Consider the following 22,814-nt stretch of genomic DNA (forward strand, 5'->3'; position numbering starts at 1 on the left):
GCACCCACCGGTTCGCTCCCGGCAATCCGCCCGGGGGGTCCGGTTCGCGCCCCGGGCCGGCCGGGGTACGACGTATGGACGCAGTGTGACGGCGGTGCAAAGCTCGTAGGACCCCGTTCACCCCTCCTCACCGCGACACCGGGAGGCACGAGCACCATGGGAGCCACATCACACCAAGCCGGGGCCGCCGGCAGGGCACTGACGGCCGACCGCCCCGCTTCCGTACGGAACGTCGTGCTGGTCGGCCACAGCGGCGCCGGGAAGACCACTCTGGTCGAGGCGCTGGCCCTCACCTCCGGGGCCGTGAACAGGGCCGGCCGGGTCGAGGACGGCACGTCCGTCTCCGACTACGACGAGATCGAGCAGCGCCGGCACCGGTCCGTGCAGCTCTCGCTGGTCCCCGTCGAATGGGCCGGAATCAAGATCAACATCCTGGACACTCCCGGATACGCCGACTTCGTCGGGGAACTCAGGGCCGGTCTGCGCGCCGCGGACGCGGCCCTCTTCGTCGTCTCGGCCTCGGACGGCATCGACGGGGCCACCCGGATGGTCTGGGACGAGTGCGAGGCCGTCGGCATGCCGCGCGCCATCGTCGTCACCCATTTGGAGGCAGCCCGCGCCGACTACGCGCAGATGACCGACATCTGCGGGGAGATCTTCGGCGGGGACGACCCGGACGCCGTCGTCCCCCTGTACCTGCCGCTGCACGGACCGGCCGGCGCCGACGGCCACGCCCCGGTCACGGGCCTGCTGGGCCTCCTCTCCCGGCGCGTGCACGACTACACCTCGGGCGAGCGCGTGGAGCGCGATCCGGACCCCGCCGAACTCGCCCTCATCGACTCCGCCCGCTCCCGCCTCATCGAGGGGATCATCGCGGAGAGCGAGGACGAGGGCCTGATGGACCGCTACCTCGGCGGCGAGGACATCGACCTGAAGACGCTGGTCGACGACCTGGAGCGGGCCGTCGCGCGCGGCACCTTCCACCCCGTGCTGATGGCCGCCCCCGCCGCCGACGGCGCCCGCCAGGGCCTCGGCACCGTCGAACTCCTCGAACTGATCACGGGCGGCTTCCCCACCCCGCTGGAACGCGCCCCGCTCACCGTCACCTCGCCCGACGGCGCCCCGCGCCCCGAGGCCACCTGCGATCCGGCCGGACCGCTGCTCGCCGAGGTCGTCAAGACCTCCTCCGACCCGTACGTCGGCCGCGTCTCCCTCGTCCGCGTCTTCTCCGGCACCCTGCGCCCCGAGCAGGCCGTCCACGTCAGCGGCCACGGCCTCGCGGACCGCGGCCACGAGGACCACGACATCGACGAGCGGACCGGCGCCCTCACCTCCCCCTTCGGCAAGCAGCAGCGGATCCTCGGCCAGTGCATCGCGGGCGACCTCGCCTGCGTGGCGAAACTCACCCGCGCCGAGACCGGGGACACCCTGTCCGCCAAGGAGTCCCCGCTCCTGATGGAGCCCTGGCGGATGCCCGAGCCGCTGCTCCCCCTCGCCATCGAGGCCCACAGCAAGGCCGACGAGGACAAGCTGTCCCAGGGGCTGGCCCGCCTCGTCGCCGAGGACCCCACCATGCGGTTGGAGCAGAACCCGCACACGCACCAGCTCGTCCTGTGGTGCCTCGGCGAGGCCCACCAGGACGTCGCGCTGGAGCGGCTGCGGAGCCGCTACGGAGTCCAGGTCGACCCCGTCGCCCACAAGGTGAGCCTGCGCGAGACCTTCGGCACCAAGGCCACCGGCCGCGGCCGGCACGTCAAGCAGTCCGGCGGCCACGGCCAGTTCGCCATCTGCGAGATCGAGGTCGAGCCGCTGCCGCCCGGCAGCGGCATCGAGTTCGTCGACAAGGTCGTCGGCGGCTCGGTCCCCCGCCAGTTCATCCCGTCCGTGGAGAAGGGCGTCCGCGCCCAGGCCGCCCGCGGGCTGGCGACGGGCCATCCGCTGGTCGACGTACGGATCATCCTGCGCGACGGCAAGGCGCACTCCGTGGACTCCTCCGACGCCGCGTTCCAGACCGCGGGCGCCCTGGCCCTGCGCGAGGCCGCCGCCGACGCCGCGATCCACCTCCTGGAGCCCGTCGCCGAACTCGACGTCCTCGTGCCCGACGAGTACGTCGGCCCGGTCATGAGCGACCTCGCCGGTCGGCGCGGCCGCGTCGTCGGCACCGAGCAGGCGGGCGCCGGCCGGACCCGGGTGCGCGCCGAGGTCCCGGAGATCGAGATCGACCGGTACGCCGTGGACCTGCGCTCCGTCTCCCACGGCACGGGCCGGTTCACGCGGGCGTACGCCCGGCACGAACCGATGCCCGCGCCGATCGCGGACAAGGTGCGCGAACAGGCCGAGAAGGGAAGCCATCTGACATAGCGCCAGGGTGACCGCCCATCCAACCGGCTTGCGGTGGGCGGTATTTCCCTGTCCCATGACCATGCGGCGACGTCCGCCGATAAGCTCTTCGGCGCGGCGGGGAGCACATCGGGCGACACGACGAAACGACAGCGGGCCGCACGCCGCGGAGCGAGCGGCCCGGGAACAGCACGGCAAAGAGCACAGTGGCACGGCGATGGGGGCAGCGGTGGCGGACGACGGATTCGACTTCAGGCCCGGGGCACAGATTCCTCTCCAGGGGAGCGGCGGCCAGACCGCGGCGACCAACGCGCTCGCCTCCGCCGCGTACCGCGACGGCGGCAAGGACACCAAGCTGTCCTCCATACTCGGGGCCAACAGCGAGCTGCACCCGGCCACGGTCAAGGAGCCCAAGCTCTCCCTCTTCGAACCGAACCTCGGGGAGGCCTTCTGCCGCGCGGTGGAGGCCCGCACCCTGGGAGCCGGCCGCAAGCCCCTCATCCAGTCCTTCGGCGCCGACCCGCAGACCGTCGTGGAGCACTGCCTGGCCGCCTCCCGCATCCGCAAGGACCGCGACCGCCGCCTCCGCATGATCACGCTGGTCTGCGGGGTGTTGTTCCTCCCCGGGACGCTGCTGTGGCTGGGCCTCTTCCAACTGCGCAAGTCCCTGTCGAAGGGCGAGGGCCGCAAGACGGGCTGGATCGGGACGGCGCTGCTCGTCGCCATCGCCCTCTTCGCCGCGATCCTGCTGTACCGGGTGATCAAGCGCGAGCCCGGCAGCGGCTTCCTGGAGCTCTATCTGCTCGCCTCGCTCGCCGCCCCGGTCGTCGGCTGGTACCTGGCCCGCCGGATCTGCGAGAACACCGCCGCCGACCTGCGGTCCCGCTGGGACGGTCTGCTCGGCGGCGGCGGGGTCGCCGCCAAGATCCCCGACGCGGTGCCCGGCAACCCCGACGAGAAGGCCCGCGAGGACCTGCGCCACCAGCTGGCGAAGCTCACCGCCGAGGACCGCAGCAACTCCGTGTTCTACGCCGGCCCCAAGGGCATCCTCGGCATGGGCACCCGCTGGGGCAGCTGGCAGATGGCCGAGGAACTGACCCCCGCGACCGAGGGCCACGAGATCCACCCGTTCCGCAGCTGGGACGTCATACGCGCGATCGACACCCAGTTGCGCAAGCTGGAGCGCGGACCCCTGCACACCGGCGGTTTCCCGGCGGCCTCCATCCAGCACTGGATCGTCACGCCCGTCGGCGAGGGCGCGGGCGAGGTGGCCCGGCCCGGCGGCGAGAACGTCGACACCTTCCTGGTGAAGCCGCACGAGATCACCAGGATCTGCAACGAGCAGCAGTTCAGCGCGGGCAACCGGCACTACCTGGGCATCCAGTACCCGCTCTGGGACGGCCAGCTCGTCATCACCATGCTGGTCACCGTCACCGTGCTCTACAAGACCCTTCGCGTGGACGTCACCGCCCACGCCCTCGGCCCCGTGCACGGCCTGTTCACCACCAAGTCGAAGGCCCCGGTGGTCGAGGTCCCGAAGTCGGTGCGCTTCTGGGAGACCGTGGAGCGCCCGCTGCGGCTCGTCGACGCCTCCGAGGTCGTCCGGCTGGCCGTCCGCGCGCCGCTGACCTGGTACCCGCCGCTGCTGGAGCACTTCGGCGGCAAGCTGGTCCTGCCCGAGCCCTTCGGGCTGCGGCACGTCTGGGCCGGCTCGATGTGGCGCCACCGCTTCATGGCGGACGACGCGCTGCGCACGGTCGCTCCGGTGCTGCGGTCCGTGCACGCGGCGACGTTCAAGGTGCTGGAGGAGAACGGCGTCGACACCGACCGCTTCACCAACCGTTCCTCGATCATGAGCGGCATGATCCAGGAGCCTTCCCCCCGCAAGGCGGACGTGTACGAGTAAGTACGCTGGAGGAGTCCCGCCGCGGGCGGGGGAACCCGAGGAGGTGCCGTGACCGAGCGCAAACCGCCCGGCGTCAGCTTCGAGTCCTTCGTGGACCGGCAGATCCGTGAAGCCGAGGCCCGGGGCGAGTTCGAGAAGCTGCCGGGCTGGGGCAAGCCCATGGCCTCGCTGGACGCGCCGTATGACGAGCTGTGGTGGATCAGGGGGAAGATGCACCGCGAGGGCTTCTCCTCGCTGCCGCCGGCGCTCGCGCTGCGCAAGGAGGCGGAGGACGCCCTGGAGACGGCCCGTGCGGCCCGTTCCGAGCGTCAGGTACGGGCGGTCCTCACCGAGGTCAACGAGAAGATCGCGGCGGCCCTGCGCATGCCCCCGCCGGGTCCGCCCCTGAACCTGACCGAGTTCGACATCGAGGCCGTCCTGGCCGAATGGCGCGCCGCCCGCCCGTCCTGAGGCCGGACGCCGCGAGGCGGACGGACGGGAACCTGACGACGGGCCCCGGGCGACGACGGGCCCCGGGCACGGAGGCGGGGCGGGCCGGTGGGCCCGCCCCGTTCGTGGCGGTCAGTCGACCGGCCAGGCGTCCGAAAGCATCTGGCGGGTCTCCGCGAGGAGTTGCGGCAGCACCCGGGTGTGCCCGACGACCGGCATGAAGTTCGCGTCCCCGCCCCAGCGCGGCACGATGTGCTGGTGCAGGTGGGCCGCGATGCCGGCGCCGGCGGCCGCACCCTGGTTCAGCCCGATGTTGAAGCCGTGCGCCCCGGAGGCCTTGCGCAGCGCCGTCATGGCCCGCTTCGTCAGGTCCGCCAGCTCGGCCGTCTCGGGGCCGTCGAGCTCCGTGTAGTCGGCGACGTGCCGGTACGGGACGACCAGCAGGTGGCCACCGTTGTAGGGGTAGAGGTTGAGCACCGCGTACACGTGCTCGCCCCGCGCCACGATCAGCCCGTCCTCGTCGGACATCTCCCGAAGCCCGCAGAAGGGACAGCCGTCCCCGGCCTCCGGGCCGGTCGGCTTGTTCTCCCCCTGGATGTAGGCCATCCGGTGGGGCGTCCACAGACGCTGGAACGCGTCCTGCGTGCCCACTCCGCCCTGCTGCTCCGGCTCAATCGTCATGGGATGCAGCATATGACCTCGCCCGCACGTACGAGGAAGGCCCCCGGAAAGTGATCACTTTCCGGGGGCCCGCCGTGCCGTCGTGCCCCGGATCAGACCTGGACGCGGTCGGCGACGACCTTGGCCAGCTTGGCCAGTGCCTCGTCCTTGGCGATGCCGTTCTCCTGCGAACCGTCGCGGTAGCGGAAGGAGACGGTGCCCGCGGCCATGTCCTCGTCACCGACGATGATCATGAACGGGACCTTGAGCTTCTGGTGGTTGCGGATCTTCTTCTGCATGCGGTCGGAGGAGGCGTCCACCTCGACCCGCAGGCCCTGCTTCTTCGCCTCGGCCGCGAACTCCCGCAGGTAGTCCACGTGCCCGTCGCCGATCGGGATGCCGACGGCCTGGACCGGGGCGAGCCACGGCGGCATGGCGCCCGCGTAGTGCTCCAGCAGGACCGCGAAGAACCGCTCGATGGAGCCGAACAGGGCGCGGTGGATCATGACCGGGCGCTGGCGCGAGCCGTCCGGGCCGGTGTACTCCAGGTCGAAGCGCTCCGGCAGGTTGAAGTCGAGCTGGACGGTCGACATCTGCCAGGTGCGGCCGATGGCGTCGCGCGCCTGCACGGAGATCTTCGGGCCGTAGAAGGCCGCGCCGCCCGGGTCGGGGGTCAGCGGGAGGCCCTGCTTCTCGGCGACCTGCTGGAGGACGGCGGTGGCCTCCTCCCAGACCTCGTCCGAGCCGACGAACTTCTCCGGGTCCTTGGTGGAGAGCTCCAGGTAGAAGTCGGTCAGGCCGTAGTCGCGCAGCAGGTTCAGCACGAAGGTGAGCGTGCGGTCGAGCTCCTCCGCCATCTGCTCACGGGTGCAGTAGATGTGCGCGTCGTCCTGCGTGAAGCCCCGGGCACGGGTCAGGCCGTGCACGACGCCCGACTTCTCGTACCGGTACACGGTGCCGAACTCGAAGAGGCGCAGCGGCAGTTCACGGTAGGAGCGGCCGCGCGCGTCGAAGATCAGGTTGTGCATCGGGCAGTTCATGGGCTTGAGGTAGTAGTCGGTACCACCGTCGAGCTGCATGGGGGGGTACATGCCCTCCGCGTACCAGTCCAGGTGGCCGCTCTTCTCGAAGAGGGCGCCCTTGGTGGCGTGCGGGGAGTAGACGAACTCGTAGCCCTCCTCCTCGTGCCGGCGGCGCGAGTAGTCCTCCATGACCCGGCGGATGATGCCGCCGCGCGGGTGGAAGACGGCGAGGCCGGAACCGATCTCGTCCGGGATGGAGAAGAGGTCGAGCTCGTTGCCGAGCTTGCGGTGGTCGCGCTTCTCTGCCTCGGCGAGGAAGTCGAGGTGGGCCTTCAGCTCGTCCTTCGACGGCCACGCGGTGCCGTAGATGCGCTGGAGCATCGGGTTCTTCTCGCTGCCGCGCCAGTAGGCGGCCGCGTTGCGCATCAGCTTGAACGCCGGGATGTTGCGGGTGGTGGGCAGGTGGGGACCGCGACAGAGGTCCTTCCAGCACAGCTCGCCGGTCTTGGCGTCGAGGTTGTCGTAGATGGTCAGCTCGCCGCCGCCCACCTCGACGTTCGCGCCGTCGTCGGTGGAGGCCGAGCCCTTGATGCCGATGAGCTCCAGCTTGTACGGCTCGTCGGCGAGCTCCTCGCGGGCCGCCTCGTCGGAGACCACGCGACGGGCGAACCTCTGCCCGCGCTTCTGGATCTCCTGCATCTTCTTCTCGATGACCTTGAGGTCCTCGGGGGTGAAGGGCTTCGCGACGTCGAAGTCGTAGTAGAAGCCGTCCCGGACCGGCGGGCCGATGCCCAGCTTGGCCTCGGGGAAGAGCTCCTGCACGGCCTGCGCCATGACGTGGGCGGTCGAGTGCCGCAGGATGTTGAGGCCGTCCTCGGAGGAGATCTCCACCGGTTCGACGGTCTCGCCGTCCTTCACCTCGTACGCGAGGTCCTTCAGCTCACCCGCGACGCGGGCGGCGACGATGGTGCGCTCGCCGGCGAAGAGCTCGGCCGCCGTAGTGCCCGTGGCCACCACGCGCTCGTCCCGCTCGGAATCGCGTTGGATGATCACACGGACGTCTGACACCGGTCTCTCCTGACTCAGGGGGTGCGCGAGCGAACACTGCGCGCCTGAATCGTACCGAGCCGAGTGCCCGCGCAGCGAAACGGTTGACGGTCGTACGCGTCCAGCGGCCCCACGGGGGCCCGCGGGGCCCGTGCGGGCCGCGGCCGTGGGTAGCGTGGGGGCCGCCCGCGCCCCGTCCCGCCCGCCCCCGAAGGGAAACCCGACCCCGCATGCCGAACCTGCTGCTGCGTCCGCTCGACCTGACCGACGAGGCCACCGCCGTCGCGGTGCACCGGATCGGCCGCGCCTCCTACGCGGTGGAGGCGGCCCTGATCGGCTTCGACGGCATACCCGCGCTGCGCGAGAGCCTCCAGGAGATGCGGGAGCGGCCGCTGCACTGGTCGGGGGCCGTCTCCGACGACGGCTCGATCGCGGGCTTCCTCGCCTGGGCGCGGGAGCCCGACGGGGCCATCGGGATCGACCGGCTGTGCGTGGACCCGGCGTGGTTCCGTCGGGGCGTCGCCTCCCGGCTGATGCGCCACCTCCTCGACGAGACCTTCCCGGACCGCACGGTCGAGGTCACCACGGGCGCGTCGAACGCCCCCGCCGTGGCCCTGTACGAGGGCCTCGGCATGGTCCGGGGCGCGGACTTCTCACCGGTCCCGGACCTGCTCATGGCGCACTTCACCCGCCCCGCCCCCTGACCGTTCCGGCAGCGCGCCGCGGGACTATTCGTCCGAGGGGAGCACGTCCTGCGGGTCGAAGGCCGCGTCCAGGGTCTTCATCAGGCGGTCCCGCTCGACCTCGTCCAGCGGCACCGGCGTCACGTCGGTGGCCCCGGTGAGCCGGCGGAAGCCGCCGCGGCGCTGCAGGCGGCCGCTGACCCGGACGGGCAGGCCGACCAGGTGGGCGTGGCCCGCGATGCGGTACGCCTCCTCGTCGAGCGCGGCCCGTACGTACGGCACCTCGGCGCCCGCCAGCACCCGCAGTCGTACGGTGCCCCCTCCCCCGGCGGCCGAGCGGCGCATCCGCACCACCGCTCCGGCGACGCGGACGGCGACGGCCGGCTCGTCCCGGGTGTACCGGTCGGCGGCCTCGCGCAGCACGGGCAGGTCGCCCGGTGAGAACTCCACCGGTTCGGGCCGGGCGGCGCACCCCGCGGGGACCCCGGCCGCGGGCGCCCAGGCCAGCGCGATGCGGACCCCCTCCGAGCCGCGCACCAGGGCGATGAGCGCGTCGGCGAGTTCACGGCTGACGCCGGCGGCGACGGCCGCGTCGAAGGCCTCCATGCCTCCGGTGGCCCGTCGGTAGTCCACGGCCTCGCGGGCCGCGTGCAGCGCGTGGTGCAGCCGGGTCACGGGACCGCGGCCGCCGCCGACGGGGACGTAGGCGGTGAGCCTGCGGCCACCCGGGGAGGGGCCCACCAGGACTCCGTCCAGGGTGCGTTCGGCCTGGGCCCGGTGGCGGGCGCCGTAGTAGCCGGCCCGTGCCCGGTCGGCGAGCGCCCCGGCCAGCAGCATCCGGCGGGCCGCCGAGCGGAGCTGTTCCTGCACCGTCCAGACGGCGTCGCCCTGGCGGCCGTACGGGCCCTCGGGGATGATCTCGCGCTCCCAGCGGACCTCGTCGCTGGGAACGCTCAGCCCGAAGAGGACCTCCCGGGCCGACGGGAGACCGCTGCGGGAGAGCGCCGTCAGCGCTTCCTCCAGCAGGTCGGAGCAGTCGGGGAAGGCGCGGCTCTCGGGGACGAGCAGGCTGGCGGCGCCGCCCGTCGGCCGGCCGGGCGGCGGGGTCCACCGGCCGTAGCGGCCCGCCGCGCCGCCGCGCCGGAGCCAGCCGTGACGGCGCAGCAGGGCGCCGAGCACCTGGGGGTCGACCCGGGCGGGATCGGGCACGCCCGGTTCCGGTTCCGGGGACGACAGCGGTTCGAGGTGGGGTGGCTGCCGGTTCATCAAGGTGTCCCTCCCGACCCGACCCGGGTCATGATCTCGCACAGCGCCCGGTCGTCGAAGATCCGCGTGGTCGGGATCCGTACGGTGGTCCGGCGCCGGCCGGTCACGGGGTGTCCGGCGAGGTTGGTCCAGTAGCAGCAGTGCCGCAGGTCGAGCCGGTCGTGTCCGGCGCTCAGCCACTGGTCGCGCTCCCGCGGTACGAGCATGACGACGAGGATCTTGTGGACGGCGACCGGCGTGCGGGCCAGTTTCACCAGGTGTTCGTTGTCGAGGGTGAAGCCGAAGGTGTCGCCCGGCGGACTCGGCGGCACCTGGTAGGTGGCCTTCAGCTGCACCTTGACGGTCACCTCGTCGTCGACGACGTGTTCGGGCGCGCCGTGGCTGACGTGCCAGTCGATGCCGTTGTCCGGAAACGGCTGGGACAGCGAGCAGCCGGCCGCGGCGGCGACGGCGTGGAGGTAGCCCACCTGGAGGGTCTCCATGCAGGCGGTGGTGGCGAGCGTGCCGCGCAGCGGTCCGGTCGCGGGACCGGACCGTGTCTGCAGCACCCCGCCCGGTTCGGGCTGTGCGAGCGCCATGGCCGGCTCCCCATGCCTTCCGGGCCCTGCCGTGAGTGGTGTCGGGGTGACGACCGGTCATGTGTGCGGCCCCCCTGTTGAGTTGTCTCCGCACCCGGGGGGCCGCAAACGGCGTACGGGGCAAACAGCCCGGGTATCACCGAAGCGGGCGGGGGTGGCACGCTCCGAGACGACGGCGTCCGGGTGCTCCCCATCTGCCGACCGGGGACGAGGAGTTCGCCATGACGCGCTGGTACGAAGGCCCGTTGGCCTCATTCGACACGGAGACGACCGGAGTGGACGTCGAGCAGGACCGGATCGTGTCCGCCGCGCTCGTCGTGCAGGAGTGTGCGGGCGGCCGGGTCCGCACCACCCGCTGGCTGGTCAATCCCGGCATCCCGGTACCCCCGGGAGCCACGGAAGTGCACGGCCTGACCGATGAGCACCTCCAGCGCCACGGCCGTTGGCCGGCGCCGGTGGTGGAGGAGATAGCCCGCGCGCTGGGAGAGCAGCAGGTGGCGGGGCGGCCGGTGGTGGTGATGAACGCGCCGTTCGACCTGACGCTGCTGGACCGGGAGTTGCGCCGGCACCGGGCCTCCTCGCTGTCGCGGTACCTGGACAACAGGCCGCTGACGGTGCTGGATCCGCGGGTGTTGGACAAGCACCTGGACCGCTACCGCAAGGGCCGTCGCACGCTGACGGACCTGTGCGCGCACTACGGGATAGAGCTGGAGGGCGCGCACGACGCGTCGGCGGACGCGCTGGCGTCCCTGGAGCTCGTACGGGCCGTGGGCCGCAGGTTCGCGGGAAGGTTGGAGCGACTGACCCCGGCCGAGCTGCACACCCTGCAGGCGGTGTGGCACGCGGCGCAGGCGCGCGGCCTGCAGGCGTGGTTCGCGCGGCAGGGGACGCCGGAGTCGGTGGATCCGCACTGGCCGCTGCGGCCGGAGCTGAACCAGGCCGCCTAGCGGGGCCGTACGCGCCGCTCGACGGGGCCGTACATGCGGAAGGCCGGTCCGTCATCAGACGGACCGGCCTGTCCCGGTGGGCGATACTGGGATCGAACCAGTGACCCCTTCGGTGTGAACGAAGTGCTCTCCCGCTGAGCTAATCGCCCGGGAACGGACTGAACAATACAAGAGGCGTGGGGTCTGTTCAAACCGCTTCCGGTCCGGCCGTCAGTCGGGCCGCGAGACCGCGCCGGCCGGCCCGCATCATCAGGGCGTGGTTGAGCCTGAACAGCGGCCGGGCGGGCACCGAGAGCCGGCGCAGCAGGGGCGCCCTGACGTCGACCTCCTGCTCGTACAGGGCTCGGGTGCGGGCGGCTCCGGGGCCACCGCGCCGGCGTACGGTCCAGCGCGCCCAGCCCTCGATGTCGCCGCGCAGGGCGACCTCCAGCACGCCCCGGGCGGGGTCGCGGAGCAGGCCGGTGACGTCGACGTGGATGCCGTACGGGAGGGCCGAGCGGATCAGGGCGTTCCCGGTGTCCTCCCCCGCCGGTTCGACCCGGCGGACCTGGGGCCACCACGAGGGGTACTGCCCGGGGTCCTCCAGCAGGGAGAAGACGAGGGCGGGCGGGGCCTGAAGGTCCCACACGCTGCGGAAGCGGTAGTGCGTCCAGCGGTGCATGGCTCCAGTCTGACCCGCCGGGCGGTTTCGCGTGGGCGGTTCCGACGGACCCGACCCCAGGGTGTACTCAGGGTCGATCTGAGTACGCACGCCCATGTCCTGATGCCGTGACGGGCGACACACTCCGCGTATGAACACCCCCTTCCCGCCAGGATCGTCACCGGCCTTGCCGCCGGCCGAGGAGCTGGCGCTCATCGACCGCGAGCTGATCCAACTCGACGCCCGGCGGCACTATTTGCTGTCCCGACGGAACTGGCTGATCGGCGTCCTGACGCTCGGTGCGCCGACCCCGGCCGGTCCCGCGGCGGCGACGGGTCCCGCGGTGGTGGCGGGGCCCGGGTCGGCTCCGGCGCGCGGCGCGCAGAACGTGCTGTTGACGTTGGGCGCGGTGCTGTTGGCGGTGGCCGCGCTGGCCTTCACGCTCGTGAGCTGGGGTTCGCTCGGGATCGCCGGGCGTTCGGTGGTGCTGGCCCTGGTGACGGGGGCCGCGCTGGCCGCGCCCGTGGCACTGCTGCGGCGGGGACTGCGCTCCACCGCGGAGTCGGTGGCGGCCGTGGGGCTGCTGCTGACGGTGCTGGACGCGTACGCGCTGCACGCGACCGGGCTGTCGGGGGTCGACGGGACCGCGTACGCGGCGGGTGCCTCGGCGGTGCTCGCGGCGCTCTGGGCCGGCTACGGGTCGGCGTTCCCCCGGCTGCGGCTGCCGCTGCTCGCGGCGGTGCTGGTGGCGCAGCTGACGTTGCCGCTGGCCGCGGCCGCGTCGGGGGCGCGGCCGTTGGGCGGTGGCTGGGCGGTGCTGGTGACGGCGGCGCTGGACGCCGCGCTCGCGGTGGCGGTGACGCGGCGGTCGGTGCGGGTGACCGCGTGGGTGGTGGCTTCGGCGACGGGCGCGGTGGCGCTGCTGACGGGTGCGGTGCTGTCCCTGACCGATCCGGGGTCGGTCGGTCCGGCGCTGCTGCTGGCGGCGGGGGCCGTCCTGGGCGTGGCGGTCGCCTGGCGTGAGGCGCGGGCGTGGGCGGCGGCTCTGGTGGGCGCGTTGGCGGCGGTCGCGGCGGTGGGGGCGCTCGTCCCGGCCGGCCACCCGGCCCGGGGGGACATGTGGCCGGTGGTGGTGCACCTGGTGGCGGCGCTGCCGTTGGCCGCGGCCGTACGGGCCTCGGCCCTGCCTGGGCAGGTCCGGCGCGGCCTGTCGTGGGCGGGCGCGGGGGTGGCCGCGGTGGCGGCGTTGAGCACGGTTCCGGCGGTCGGCCTCGTGCTCGCGGCCCGGGTCGGCGTGCTGGGCGAGGTCTGGGCGTCGACCACCCCGTCGGGGGGCGGGTACGGGGCGGGCGCCGCGGTACCGGTGGCGCTGCTGCTGGTGGCGGGAGCCGGTTGGTGGGCGGCCCGGGAGCTGCCGCGCGGTGAGCCGGTGGCGGTGGTGGCCGTGGTGGTCGGCTGGGCGGGGCTGTTCACGGCTCCGGTGCTGCTGGGGGTGCCCGTGGCGGCGGTCCTGGGGGCGCAGACGCTGGTGGTGGCGGGGGCCGGCGCGCTCGCGCTGCGGGCGTCCGGGCGGTCCGTCGGCCCGACCGCCGCGGTGTGCGCGGTGGTGGGGGCGCTGAACGTGTCCCTGGGGGCGCTGGACGGCCGTGCGGCGACGTTCGCGGTGTTCGGGCTGCTGGGGGCCGGTGCCGCGCTCGCGGCGGCGTACGGGCCCGCCCGGCCGCCCGTGCGGGCCGGTGGGGCGGTGGCCGCCGTCGGGTACGCCGTGGCGCTCTCCGTGGCGGTCGCGGCGGTCGCCGGGCTCGCGCAGGCCTGGCTCGGGGTGGCGGCCCTCGCGGCTCCCGCGGCGGTGGCGGCCCTGGCGCCGCGGCTGGGCCCGGTGCGGGGCCCGGCGGAGTGCGCGGCGGCCGTGGCGGTGGTGGTGGCGGTGGCGCTCGCGGCCGGTGATCCGCCGGTGCTGGCCCTGGTGCTCGCCCTGGGCGGGGTGCTGTGCGCCGGCGCGGCGCTGCGGGCGGACCGGCGGCGGCTGGGCTGGGCGGCCACGGCGCTGTTCGTGCTCGCCACCTGGGTCCGCCTCGGCGCGTCGGGGGTGACGGTGCCGGAGGCGTACGCGCTGCCGGTGTCCGCGGCGGCCCTGGTGGTGGGCTTCCTGTCCCGCCGCAAGGACCCGGCGGTCTCCTCCTGGACGGCGTACGGGCCGGGGCTGGGGGCGAGCCTGCTGCCGAGCCTGATCGCCGCCTGGGGGGACGCGCACTGGCTGCGTCCGCTGCTGCTGGGGCTGGCGGCGCTGGGCCTGACCCTGGCCGGCGCGCACCGGCGGCTCGGCGCCCCGCTGCTGCTGGGCGGCGTCACGCTGGCGGCGGTGGCCCTGCACGAGCTGGCCCCGTACGTGGTGCAGGTGGCGGGGGCGCTGCCGCGGTGGCTGCCGCCGGCGCTGGCGGGCCTGCTGCTGCTGATGGTGGGCGCGACGTACGAGAAGCGGCTGCGCGAGGCCCGGCGACTGCGGGAGGCCCTGGGGCGGCTCCGCTGAGGCGGGCGGGAGGCGGGAACGACGAAGGCCCGGAGACTCTCTCGGAGTCTCCGGGCCCTCGGTCCGGGTGGGCGATACTGGGTTCGAACCAGTGACCCCTTCGGTGTGAACGAAGTGCTCTCCCACTGAGCTAATCGCCCGGACGCACCGCAAACATTACCGCATGTCAGCGGTGCTCCGTGACCACCTCCGGCGGCCTACTGGTCCTTGATGTCCCAGGGCAGGACCAGCCCGTACTTCCACAGGTAGAAGCCGATCAGCGCGCCCGCGATGACGAGGCCGACGCTGGTCAGGATGATGTTGCGGCGCCGCACCTTCGGGTCGAGCGCCTTCTGCGCGGCCTCGCTGACCTTGCGCTTGGTCCAGCGCAGGACGAGGTGGGCCCAGGCGAACTCGGTGGCCCAGATCGCCAGGCCGGCGAAGATCGCCACCCAGCCGGGTCCGGGCAGGACGAGCATGGCGATGCCGGCCCCGATGACGGCCAGGCCGACGATGAAGACACCGACCTGCCAGCTCAGGTGGAGGCTGCGGTTCGCCTTGATGAAGGCGGGCGCCTTCGACACGTGCGGCGTTTCCTCGGCGGGCTCGGCAGGCGCCCCGCCGGCGGCGGACTCGTTGGTCTCGCGGTCACTCCCCGTATTCATGCCGCCGAATCTACCGGAGGGCGAAGCACACGTGAACGCCGGTTTGGATCCGCCGTCCGAGGGACCCAGAGGTCCGCAAAACGGTCAGAGGGGTTTACAACGCCACCGTAGGTGGCATGTCGATTTCGCCGACGTGCGAATCCCCGAGCGCACACTGAGCGAAAGGCCCTGGCGCTTATGAACACCACGGTCAGCTGCGAGCTGCACCTGCGCCTCGTTGTGTCGAGCGAGTCCTCACTGCCTGTTCCCGCGGGCCTGCGGTATGACACGGCCGACCCCTACGCCGTGCACGCCACCTTCCACACCGGCGCCGAGGAGACGGTCGAATGGGTATTCGCCCGTGACCTCCTCGCGGAGGGCCTGCACCGGCCCACCGGTACCGGCGACGTCCGCGTCTGGCCGTCCCGCAGCCACGGTCAGGGCGTCGTCTGCATCGCCCTGAGCTCACCGGAGGGAGAAGCACTGCTCGAAGCACCCGCCCGAGCACTCGAATCGTTCCTCAAGCGGACGGACGCCGCGGTTCCACCCGGGACCGAGCACCGGCACTTCGACCTCGACAAGGAGCTCTCCCACATCCTGGCCGAAAGCTGAGCCAGGCCTACCGCCGCTCGACACCGTCCGACTCGGGGCGACGGTGCGGGTCGGACAACCACATACGCACGTGCCGGCGCTGTTCTCGCGGAAGCCAACCGCGAGGGCGGCGCCGGTGCGCTCGGGGCTCCGGCGCCACCCGCTCCTCCGGGTAACCCCTTGCGGGAAGGCGCTAGAGTCGGCCACCAGCGGCGGCAGCCGACCGTCGCCGCAGGCCCGGCCTTCCAGGGAGCGACCCCGTGCAGATCCCCCACGACACCCGTCGCGCGCTCGACGTCGTCGTCGCGCTGGTGAACACCGCGGCCGAACCGGACCAGCCCGACGGGCTCTCCGACATCGGCGCGCTGCGCGGCTTCGTCCAGGAGTACGCGATCAGCGACGTCGGCGAGCTCAGCGCCCGCGACCTCGCCGGGGTGCGCACGGTGCGCGGCAAGTTCGCCCAGGTCTTCGCGGCACCGAACTCCCGTGCGGCGTCCGTACTGATCAACGAGCTGGTCGCCACGGCCGGCACCACGCCCCAGCTCACGGACCACGACGGCTACGACTGGCACGTGCACTACTTCGCGCCGGGCGCCTCGGTGGGCGACCACCTCGCGGCCGACGGCGGCATGGCACTGGCCTTCATCGTGGTCTCCGGCGAGCAGGAACGGCTGCGGCGCTGCGAGGCGCCGGACTGCCGGCGGGCCTTCGTCGACCTGTCGCGGAACCGCTCCCGGCGCTACTGCGACAGCCGGACCTGCGGGAACCGCCTGCACGTGGCCGCGTACCGGGCGCGGCGCAAGGAGGCGGACGCCCACCCCGAGGCGTCAGAGCATGAAGAGGTCGTGCACGGCGGCGAGTAGCAGCAGGGTCCCGATCACCCCCAGGAAGATCATCAACGGGGGTTGGGAGAGGGCGAAGAGGCACCCTCTTCCTTCCTCGGCGAGTGGGGCCTCGGCGACGGGGGCGGGGGCCGGCGGATCGCCCGGCGATGTTTCGAGCATGTCGGGCCGATGATCGCGCAGCTCCCGGCACATCCGCCCCCAACACGCCAGTACCGGCGCGGCAGTTCGCCCGCAGTCGTCACTTCAGGTGGTTCTCCGGGGCTTGCCCACCGCCGGCGGGCCCGCGTGCGGTAGGGCGTCGGAGGGACCCCGCCGCGCCGGGGTCAGATGCCGTGCTTCTTGAGGATGGCCTCGATGTCGGAGAAGTCGTCCGCCGGGGCCGCCGGGGCCTGTCGGGCCGTGGGCGCCGGGCGGGAGCCCGCGCCGAGCGAGGGCGCGGACGCGGTGGGGGCGACGGCATCGCGGGCCGGGCCTCCCCCGGCCGCCTTCGTGGCCTTGGCCGCGGGGTCCTTCACCGCGCGACGGCGTTCGACCGTCCGCGTGATCACGAAGAGCAGCCAGGCCAGCCCCAGGAGTCCGAAGCCGACCCAGACCGACGGCTTGAAGACCATGCCCGACACCCACGCCACGACACCCGTCAGCACCAGACCGACCGGCACCAGCGAGTACGCCGCGATGCGCGTGGCGGCCAGGAACCGCCTGCGGTACCCCGTCACCGCGGCGAGGCCCAGGCCGGCCGCGGACACCGCGGAACATATGGTCTCGGCAATCATGCGGTCCTCCGGCGGTGGTGGGGCGGGCGGGCGATCCGTCCCTTACATCCTGCACCGGTCGGTGCCGTCCCGGCCATGCCCCGGGCCCTGCCCCGCCCGATCTCCGGGACATCTCCGGGTCCCGCCTCCTCCCCAGGTCCCGGTCGGTGCGCGGGTACGGGGCTGGGAGACTGTTCCCATGACCGATTCCGTGATCCTCGACGTCTGGTGCGAACTCCAGTGCCAGGACTGCCACAGCGCCCTGGACGACGTACGCGCCCTGCGGGCCCGCTACGGCGACCGGCTGGACATCCGGCTGCGCCACTTCCCCCTGGAGAAGCACAAGCACGCCTTCGCCGCGGCGCAGGCCGCCGAGGAGGCCGTGGAGCAGGGGCAGGGCTGGCCGTACGCGGAGGCCGTTCTGGCACGGACCGCCGAGCTCGGCTCCCGGGGCGAACCGGTGCTCCTCGATGTGGCGCGTGAACTCGGCCTGGACGTGGAGGAGTTCGACACCGCGCTGATCGACGGCCGGCACATCCTGATCGTCGACGCCGACCAGGCCGAGGGCAAGGCCATCGGCGTGACCGGCACCCCGACCTACGTGATCGACGGCGTGCGCCTCGACGGCGGCAAGAGCCAGGACGGCCTGCGCGCCCGCATCGAGGAGATCGCCGACCGGCTCCTCGCGGGCTGACGCCGGCCTGCGGGGGGCGCTGGAGCAGCTCCTGGGCGAGCTAGATCAGCTCCTTGGCGAGGTTGAGCGACGTCGTCCGGTAGCCGAGCGACTCGTACAGCCGCACGGCCGGGGTGTTGGCGCTGAAGACGTGCAGCGCGAGGACCCGGTGGCCCGCGTCGAGGGCGGTCCGCTCGGCCAGGAGCATCAGGTCGCGCCCGTGCCCGCGGCCCCGGTGTTCCTCGGCGACCTCGACGTCGAAGACGTACCCGTTCCCGTCGAGCGGTGCGACCCACACCTGCCCGACGGGCGTGCCGGCCGCCTCCAGGACGCGCAGGGCGACCCCGGGGGTGTCCAGCCCCCGGGACAGTTGCCGGTCGTGGTCGGCGGCCGATTTGGCGGCCGCCGCCTCGGGCGACAGGCCCCGCTCCACCCAGTTCGCGGCGTACGACTCGCGGGCCCGGGCGTTCCAGACCTCGTACTCGGCCTCCGTCATGGGGCGACCGAGGACCCCGGGCGAAAGCGCGGGCGGTTCGGCGGGGAGCTCCTTGGCCATGTTGCGGCTGTACTCGACGTACCCGAGGGCCCCGGCGAGCCGGATCCCTCCGGCGGAACCGGCCGGAACGGCGATCCGCACCCGTCGACAGCCCCAAGCGCGCAGGACCTCCTCGGCGGCGAGCGCGGCGACGGTGGCCCGGCCCCGCCTGCGGTCCGGCTCGTCGACGGCCAGCTCGCGAATCTCACCGACCGTCGGCCCGAAGGGCGTGTCGGCGGCGATCAGGAGCGTCCCGACGCGCCTGCTGTTGACCCGGACCTCGTAGGGGCGCGAACGCGCGCCGCCCTCGTTCTGCTGAAGCGGCCCGCTCGGCCGCAGGGTGGTGGTCATCGTCGATTTCTACCCGCCCCGCGGCCCCGTGACTACGGGTCCAGGTCCGAGCCCGCGCGTTCGTCGAAGACCCGCATGGCCTTCGCCGTGACCGGGCCGGGGGCGCCCAGGGTCCGGCCGTCGACGCGGTGGACGCCCTGGACGTCGCGCAGGGTGGAGGTGAGGAAGACCTCGTCGGCGCGCTCCAGCACCTCGAAGGGGAGGTCGGTCTCCTTGGCGCCGGTCCATTCGACGGCGAGGGCCCGGGTGATGCCCGCGAGGCAGCCCGAGGCCACGGGCGGGGTGTGCAGTTCGCCGTCCAGGACGACGAAGACGTTGGAGCCGGTGCCCTCGCAGAGTTGCCCGACGGTGTTGGCGAAGAGGGCCTCGGAGGCGTCCTCCCGGTGCGCGCGGGCCAGGGCGACCACGTTCTCCGCGTACGAGGTGGTCTTCAGGCCGGTCAGCGGGGACCGTTCGTTGCGGACCCAGGGAACGGTGATCACCGCAGTGGTGTCGGGGCGCCGGGTGGTGCCGCCCAGGGCGACGACCAGGGTGGGTCCGCCGTCGCCGCGGTCGGAGCCGAGCGGGGAGGGGCCGCCCGTGTAGGTGATCCGCAGCCGGCCGAGCTCGACCGGGTTGGCCTCCAGTACGCCGGCGCAGGCCCGGCGCACCTCGTCGAGGTCGGGGTCGGGCAGGCCGAGGCCGCGGGCCGAGCGGGTCAACCGGTCGAGGTGGCGGGTGAGGGCGAAGACGCGGCCGCGCTGTGCCTTGAGCGTTTCGAAGACCCCGTCGCCCACGGTCATGCCGTGGTCCAGTACGGACACCTTCGCGTCCTCGGCGTCCCGCAGTGCTCCGTCGAGCCAGATCCTCACCGTACGGTCCCTCCACTCAGGTCGTGCGTCTCGTGTGTGCCCGACGCTACAGCGAGCAGCCGGGCGGCCTTCAGTTCCGTCTCGGCCCACTCGCGGTCGGGGTCGGACCCCCAGGTGATCCCGGCGCCGGTGCCGAAGCACAGGCGGGGGCCGCCGGGGGCCTCGCGGTCGATCCAGAACGTACGGATGCCCACGGCCAGCCCCGCCGTGCGCCGGTCGGCGTCGACCCAGCCGATGCCGCCGCAGTAGGGGCCGCGCGGGACCGTCTCCAGCGCTTCGATGATCCGCAGCGCGGAGGACTTGGGGGCACCCGTGACCGAGCCGGGCGGGAAGGTCGCCGCCAGCAGCTCGGGCCAGCCGGCGCCGTCGGCCAGTTCGCCGCCGACCGTGGAGACGAGGTGGACCAGGCCCGGGTGCTCCTCCACCGCGCACAGGGCGGGGACGGTGACGGACCCGGTGGCACAGACCCGGCCCAGGTCGTTGCGGACGAGGTCCACGATCATCACGTTCTCGGCGTGGTCCTTGGGGAGCAGGTCGCCGACGGTGCGGCCGGTGCCCTTGATCGGGCCGGACTCGACGTACCGTCCGGAGCGGCTCAGGAAGAGCTCCGGGGAGGCGGTGGCGATCTCCACGCCGTGCGCGGGTAGCCGAATCGTTCCTGCATAGGGGGCGGGGTTGCCGCGCGCGAGGAGGCTCGTCAGGGCGTCCACATCGGCGGAGTCCGGGTCGGGCAGCGGGGCGGACATCACGCGGCAGAGGTTGGCCTGGTAGACCTCCCCGGCGGCGATGTGCTCCCGGATCCTGCGGACACCGGCGACGTACGCGGCCCGGTCCAGGGAGGAGGACCACTGGTCCGGCCCGGGCCCGGACCAGGCGCCCGGCAGGGGCGGCGGCACGGGATCGGGACGCACGTCCCCGAAGCGCGCGCAGACCAGCCGGCCCTCGAAGTCGGCGGCCACCGCCCAGAACCCGGTGGAGTCCAGGGCGGAGGCGTCACTGGTGACGTCTCGGAGGTCGGTCGCGAGGAGGCCGCCGAAGCGGGCCAGGGGAGGCAGGTCGTGAGGCAGGTCGTGCACGGCTGCGAGTCTATGACCGGTGACGTGATGGCGCCGGAGAGGTGACGGTCGGGTGACCGGCGGTGATCGTGCGGCAGCACGCTGCGGAAACGCGTTTTTGAGCTGGCCCGGGAATCCGCTAGAGTTCAACACGTCGCCAGGGAGCGAAGGGGAAAACCCCGGAGCGAACACGGTGACCTGCGGACGTAGCTCAGTTGGTAGAGCACCACCTTGCCAAGGTGGATGTCGCGAGTTCGAGTCTCGTCGTCCGCTCGAAGTGGGGGATTTCTTCCCGATGACCCCCACGGCTCCATGGTGGAGTGGCCGAGAGGCGAGGCAACGGCCTGCAAAGCCGTCTACACGGGTTCAAATCCCGTCTCCACCTCCAAGGACGATTAGCTCAGCGGGAGAGCGCTTCCCTGACACGGAAGAGGTCACTGGTTCAATCCCAGTATCGTCCACTGATCCGCAAGGATCCCCGCGCGATTAGCTCAGCGGGAGAGCGCTTCCCTGACACGGAAGAGGTCACTGGTTCAATCCCAGTATCGCGCACGCAGTACGCAGCACCCCATGTAGTACCGTTCCACCTGCGGCCTTCGAGCCGTGAAACCCGCGCGATTAGCTCAGCGGGAGAGCGCTTCCCTGACACGGAAGAGGTCACTGGTTCAATCCCAGTATCGCGCACCACCCGGAAGCCCCGGCCGTCGAAAGACGGCCGGGGCTTCCGCGTTGCCCGTTGGGGTTCGGGTTGTCCGGCCCGTACCGGTCCGGGTCGTTCGGGTCGGTCAGGAGGAGAACAGCATCCGGCCGAAGCCGCCCTTGTGGTGGCCGTGGTGCCCGTGGTGTCCGTGTCCCCCGTGCTGCGGGGCGCCCCAGGCGGGAGCCGGGGCGGCGTGCTGGGCCGGGTACGGGGCCGGCGGTGCGGCGGGCGGCGGGACCTGGGGGTACTGCTGGGCCGTGTACTGCGACTCCAGCCGGGTCAGCGCCTCCAGTTCGCCGTAGTCGAGGAAGATGCCGCGGCAGCCGCTGCACTGCTCTATCCGGACACCGTTGCGGTTGTACGTGTGCATCATCGCGTGACACTTCGGACACTGCATGACCCGATCAACTCCTCGCCGTCGACTTCGACACCGGATGCATGCCCGGTGACGCGGCCCTCACCCTACGACGGGGCCTGCGGCTCCAACTCCGGCGGGAACGTGGCGATTCGGGCACAGGAATCCACCATCAGGCGCTCCGCCCCGTCGAGCGGGCGGCGTTCCGCCGCCGCCTTGGCCAGGGCCAGCGCCGCGCCCTGCACGGTCAGCGCCCTGGCCGCCAGGTCGAGTTCCGGCCAGGGATCGCTGCCGGGCGGGCCCGCCGCCGGGCCGCCCGCGTCCCGATAGGTGTCCAGGAAGCGCAGCCACACCTCCGGGGCGAGCAGCCCGGCCGCGAACCAGGCCGCCGGGCGGGCCAGGTCCCAGGCGGGGGTGCCGAGTCCGAGGTCGTCCACGTCGATGAGCCGCCAGGGGCCGCCGGGGGCGGGGTGCCGCACGAGCTGCCCGAGGTGGAGGTCCCCGTGGCACAGCACCCCGCCGGGCGGAGCCTGCCGCTCACCCCGGACCCAGTCGGGCAGGGTCGCCGCCGCCGCCCGCACGGCACGGGCCGCGGGGGTCGGGCCCGGGAGGTGCGGGGGAAGGCGCCGGGGTGCGGGGGCGACCTGCTCGGTCGGGGACGGCTCCGCGGACCGGGGCACCGGCGGTGGCTCCGCGGGCCGGGCGCCCTTGGCGGGCGGTACGGCCAGGGCGAGACGGTTCAGGGCGCGGGCCAGTTTGGCGGGGCCGCGCATCGGGGGGACCGGGCCGGGGAGGGCCTCCGGCGGGGTGCGGTGCAGGGCCGCCAGCAGTCGGGCGGCGGCCTCCCAGGGGGCGTCCTCGGGACGCTCCGGGTCCACGGGGGTCCCGTACGGCCAGAGGGAGACGGGGCGGCCCTGGAGGACCCCGGTGCGCAGCGGGGGCAGCAGCACCCCCGCCAGGGGGCCGGCTCCGGCGATCCGCAGCCGCAGTGCGAGGGCCTCCGGGTCGGTGTCGGGGGCGTGCGCCTTGGCGACGGCGTCCCCGCAGCGCACCACGGTCCCGTCGTGCCGGTCCGCGAGGAGGGCGTACGGGCGGTCGCTGCCGCCCGACCCCCAGGCGGCGAGCGCGGCGGGCAGGGCGGCGCTCACCGGGCGACCCGCGCGTGGGCGGGGTCACCCGCGGGGAGGGTCGGCGACGCGGCGGGCGTGATGGGCGGTGGGGCGGGCGTGGGCGTGGAGTCGGCGCGCCGGTGTGCGGCGGACTCGGTGCGTGTGGTCGTGCCCGGTGCGGTGTCCCGGATCATCCGGCCCCCTTCTCCCATCAGGAGGGTACGACCGATCGCGCCCCGGGGACGGAGGTGGGCCGGGGTGCCCTCGGGATGTCGCCGCGATGCCTGCCGGGCGGGCGGCTCGGACGCACGCGGCTTCGCGGCTTC

Annotated in this window: 22 protein-coding genes and 7 tRNA genes; 14 read left to right on the plus strand and 15 right to left on the minus strand. The window is 73.3% G+C overall.

Annotated elements, in window-relative coordinates:
* The first annotated feature begins 156 nt into the window (after positions 1-156).
* From ACFVS6_RS25120 to ACFVS6_RS25130, 3 genes are all read left to right on the plus strand, one after another.
* Positions 157-2,361 (plus strand): elongation factor G-like protein EF-G2, encoded by a 2,205-nt coding sequence (locus ACFVS6_RS25120; protein WP_389707073.1) that lies wholly within the window; start codon positions 157-159, stop codon positions 2,359-2,361.
* Between the two features lie 196 nt (positions 2,362-2,557).
* Complete coding sequence (locus ACFVS6_RS25125; RefSeq protein ID WP_389707074.1) at positions 2,558-4,246, plus strand: hypothetical protein; 1,689 nt, start codon at positions 2,558-2,560, stop codon at positions 4,244-4,246.
* Positions 4,247-4,294: 48 nt separating this feature from the next.
* Complete coding sequence (locus ACFVS6_RS25130; RefSeq protein ID WP_389707076.1) at positions 4,295-4,696, plus strand: DUF1992 domain-containing protein; 402 nt, start codon at positions 4,295-4,297, stop codon at positions 4,694-4,696.
* Between the two features lie 111 nt (positions 4,697-4,807).
* On the opposite strand, the gene ACFVS6_RS25135 is transcribed toward ACFVS6_RS25130, so the two are convergent.
* Both ACFVS6_RS25135 and thrS read right to left on the minus strand, forming a co-directional pair.
* Complete coding sequence (locus ACFVS6_RS25135; RefSeq protein WP_281205820.1) at positions 4,808-5,368, minus strand: HIT domain-containing protein; 561 nt, start codon at positions 5,366-5,368, stop codon at positions 4,808-4,810.
* An 80-nt stretch (positions 5,369-5,448) separates the two neighbouring features.
* The gene (gene thrS / locus ACFVS6_RS25140) at positions 5,449-7,425 is read right to left on the minus strand and encodes a threonine--tRNA ligase (protein WP_389707078.1); all 1,977 of its coding nucleotides are present in this window, start codon (positions 7,423-7,425) and stop codon (positions 5,449-5,451) included.
* Positions 7,426-7,634: 209 nt separating this feature from the next.
* Between thrS and ACFVS6_RS25145 the strand changes: the two genes are divergently transcribed.
* Entirely contained in the window at positions 7,635-8,108 is a 474-nt protein-coding gene (locus ACFVS6_RS25145) for a GNAT family N-acetyltransferase (RefSeq protein WP_389707080.1), read from the plus strand.
* Positions 8,109-8,132: 24 nt separating this feature from the next.
* Here ACFVS6_RS25145 and ACFVS6_RS25150 read toward each other — a convergent pair whose 3' ends face one another.
* The gene (locus ACFVS6_RS25150; RefSeq protein ID WP_389707081.1) at positions 8,133-9,353 is read right to left on the minus strand and encodes a hypothetical protein; all 1,221 of its coding nucleotides are present in this window, start codon (positions 9,351-9,353) and stop codon (positions 8,133-8,135) included.
* Complete coding sequence (locus ACFVS6_RS25155; RefSeq protein WP_389707083.1) at positions 9,353-9,931, minus strand: DUF4365 domain-containing protein; 579 nt, start codon at positions 9,929-9,931, stop codon at positions 9,353-9,355. The genes ACFVS6_RS25150 and ACFVS6_RS25155 overlap by 1 nt, the downstream gene beginning before the upstream one ends.
* Positions 9,932-10,152: 221 nt before the next feature.
* Between ACFVS6_RS25155 and ACFVS6_RS25160 the strand changes: the two genes are divergently transcribed.
* The gene (locus ACFVS6_RS25160; protein WP_281205825.1) at positions 10,153-10,878 is read left to right on the plus strand and encodes a 3'-5' exonuclease; all 726 of its coding nucleotides are present in this window, start codon (positions 10,153-10,155) and stop codon (positions 10,876-10,878) included.
* Positions 10,879-10,955: 77 nt separating this feature from the next.
* Here the strand turns inward: ACFVS6_RS25160 and ACFVS6_RS25165 are convergent.
* Positions 10,956-11,027, minus strand: a tRNA-Val gene (locus tag ACFVS6_RS25165).
* 38 nt (positions 11,028-11,065) lie between these two features.
* A complete protein-coding gene (locus tag ACFVS6_RS25170; RefSeq protein WP_389707085.1) occupies positions 11,066-11,539 on the minus strand; it encodes an SRPBCC family protein in 474 nt (157 codons plus the stop codon).
* 130 nt (positions 11,540-11,669) lie between these two features.
* Here ACFVS6_RS25170 and ACFVS6_RS25175 point away from each other — a divergent pair, with 130 nt between their 5' ends.
* Complete coding sequence (locus ACFVS6_RS25175; RefSeq protein ID WP_389707086.1) at positions 11,670-14,048, plus strand: SCO7613 C-terminal domain-containing membrane protein; 2,379 nt, start codon at positions 11,670-11,672, stop codon at positions 14,046-14,048.
* Between the two features lie 68 nt (positions 14,049-14,116).
* On the opposite strand, the gene ACFVS6_RS25180 is transcribed toward ACFVS6_RS25175, so the two are convergent.
* A tRNA-Val gene (locus ACFVS6_RS25180) sits at positions 14,117-14,188 on the minus strand.
* Between the two features lie 57 nt (positions 14,189-14,245).
* Entirely contained in the window at positions 14,246-14,692 is a 447-nt protein-coding gene (locus ACFVS6_RS25185) for a TIGR02611 family protein (RefSeq protein ID WP_389707088.1), read from the minus strand.
* Positions 14,693-14,869: 177 nt separating this feature from the next.
* Here ACFVS6_RS25185 and ACFVS6_RS25190 point away from each other — a divergent pair, with 177 nt between their 5' ends.
* A complete protein-coding gene (locus ACFVS6_RS25190; RefSeq protein ID WP_030011909.1) occupies positions 14,870-15,283 on the plus strand; it encodes an SsgA family sporulation/cell division regulator in 414 nt (137 codons plus the stop codon).
* A gap of 239 nt (positions 15,284-15,522) precedes the next feature.
* Complete coding sequence (locus ACFVS6_RS25195) at positions 15,523-16,125, plus strand: CGNR zinc finger domain-containing protein (RefSeq protein ID WP_319192775.1); 603 nt, start codon at positions 15,523-15,525, stop codon at positions 16,123-16,125.
* Here the strand turns inward: ACFVS6_RS25195 and ACFVS6_RS25200 are convergent.
* Together ACFVS6_RS25200 and ACFVS6_RS25205 are read right to left on the minus strand one after the other, a co-directional pair.
* The gene (locus ACFVS6_RS25200; RefSeq protein ID WP_281210944.1) at positions 16,090-16,266 is read right to left on the minus strand and encodes a hypothetical protein; all 177 of its coding nucleotides are present in this window, start codon (positions 16,264-16,266) and stop codon (positions 16,090-16,092) included. The two genes, ACFVS6_RS25195 and ACFVS6_RS25200, sit on opposite strands and share 36 nt — an antisense overlap.
* A 164-nt stretch (positions 16,267-16,430) precedes the next feature.
* Entirely contained in the window at positions 16,431-16,880 is a 450-nt protein-coding gene (locus tag ACFVS6_RS25205) for a hypothetical protein (protein ID WP_389707091.1), read from the minus strand.
* A 178-nt stretch (positions 16,881-17,058) separates the two neighbouring features.
* Here ACFVS6_RS25205 and ACFVS6_RS25210 point away from each other — a divergent pair, with 178 nt between their 5' ends.
* Positions 17,059-17,553, plus strand: coding sequence for a DsbA family protein (locus ACFVS6_RS25210; RefSeq protein WP_389707093.1), 495 nt, complete (start codon positions 17,059-17,061; stop codon positions 17,551-17,553).
* 40 nt (positions 17,554-17,593) lie between these two features.
* On the opposite strand, the gene ACFVS6_RS25215 is transcribed toward ACFVS6_RS25210, so the two are convergent.
* Genes ACFVS6_RS25215 through ACFVS6_RS25225 form a run of 3 tightly spaced genes read right to left on the minus strand, consistent with a single transcriptional unit; the run spans position 17,594 to position 20,345 of the window.
* Positions 17,594-18,418 (minus strand): GNAT family N-acetyltransferase, encoded by an 825-nt coding sequence (locus ACFVS6_RS25215; protein ID WP_389707095.1) that lies wholly within the window; start codon positions 18,416-18,418, stop codon positions 17,594-17,596.
* Between the two features lie 32 nt (positions 18,419-18,450).
* The gene (locus ACFVS6_RS25220; RefSeq protein WP_389707096.1) at positions 18,451-19,269 is read right to left on the minus strand and encodes an aminotransferase class IV; all 819 of its coding nucleotides are present in this window, start codon (positions 19,267-19,269) and stop codon (positions 18,451-18,453) included.
* On the minus strand, positions 19,266-20,345 hold the full coding sequence (locus ACFVS6_RS25225) for a chorismate-binding protein (RefSeq protein ID WP_389707098.1): 1,080 nt from the start codon (positions 20,343-20,345) through the stop codon (positions 19,266-19,268). The genes ACFVS6_RS25220 and ACFVS6_RS25225 overlap by 4 nt, the downstream gene beginning before the upstream one ends.
* A 179-nt stretch (positions 20,346-20,524) precedes the next feature.
* On the opposite strand from ACFVS6_RS25225, the gene ACFVS6_RS25230 reads away from it, so the two are divergent.
* From ACFVS6_RS25230 to ACFVS6_RS25250, 5 genes are all read left to right on the plus strand, one after another.
* Positions 20,525-20,597 (plus strand) — tRNA-Gly (locus tag ACFVS6_RS25230).
* A gap of 41 nt (positions 20,598-20,638) precedes the next feature.
* Positions 20,639-20,712, plus strand: a tRNA-Cys gene (locus ACFVS6_RS25235).
* A gap of 1 nt (position 20,713) precedes the next feature.
* Positions 20,714-20,785: transfer RNA gene (locus ACFVS6_RS25240), tRNA-Val, on the plus strand.
* A 19-nt stretch (positions 20,786-20,804) separates the two neighbouring features.
* Positions 20,805-20,876, plus strand: a tRNA-Val gene (locus tag ACFVS6_RS25245).
* Positions 20,877-20,936: 60 nt separating this feature from the next.
* Positions 20,937-21,011: transfer RNA gene (locus ACFVS6_RS25250), tRNA-Val, on the plus strand.
* A 98-nt stretch (positions 21,012-21,109) separates the two neighbouring features.
* On the opposite strand, the gene ACFVS6_RS25255 is transcribed toward ACFVS6_RS25250, so the two are convergent.
* A complete protein-coding gene (locus ACFVS6_RS25255) occupies positions 21,110-21,421 on the minus strand; it encodes a zf-TFIIB domain-containing protein (RefSeq protein WP_389707100.1) in 312 nt (103 codons plus the stop codon).
* 65 nt (positions 21,422-21,486) lie between these two features.
* Entirely contained in the window at positions 21,487-22,527 is a 1,041-nt protein-coding gene (locus tag ACFVS6_RS25260) for a phosphotransferase (RefSeq protein WP_389707102.1), read from the minus strand.
* Positions 22,528-22,814 lie beyond the last annotated feature (287 nt).

It is taken from the genome of Streptomyces sp. NPDC057939 (genome assembly GCF_042887545.1).
Taxonomy (GTDB): Bacteria; Actinomycetota; Actinomycetes; order Streptomycetales; family Streptomycetaceae; genus Streptomyces.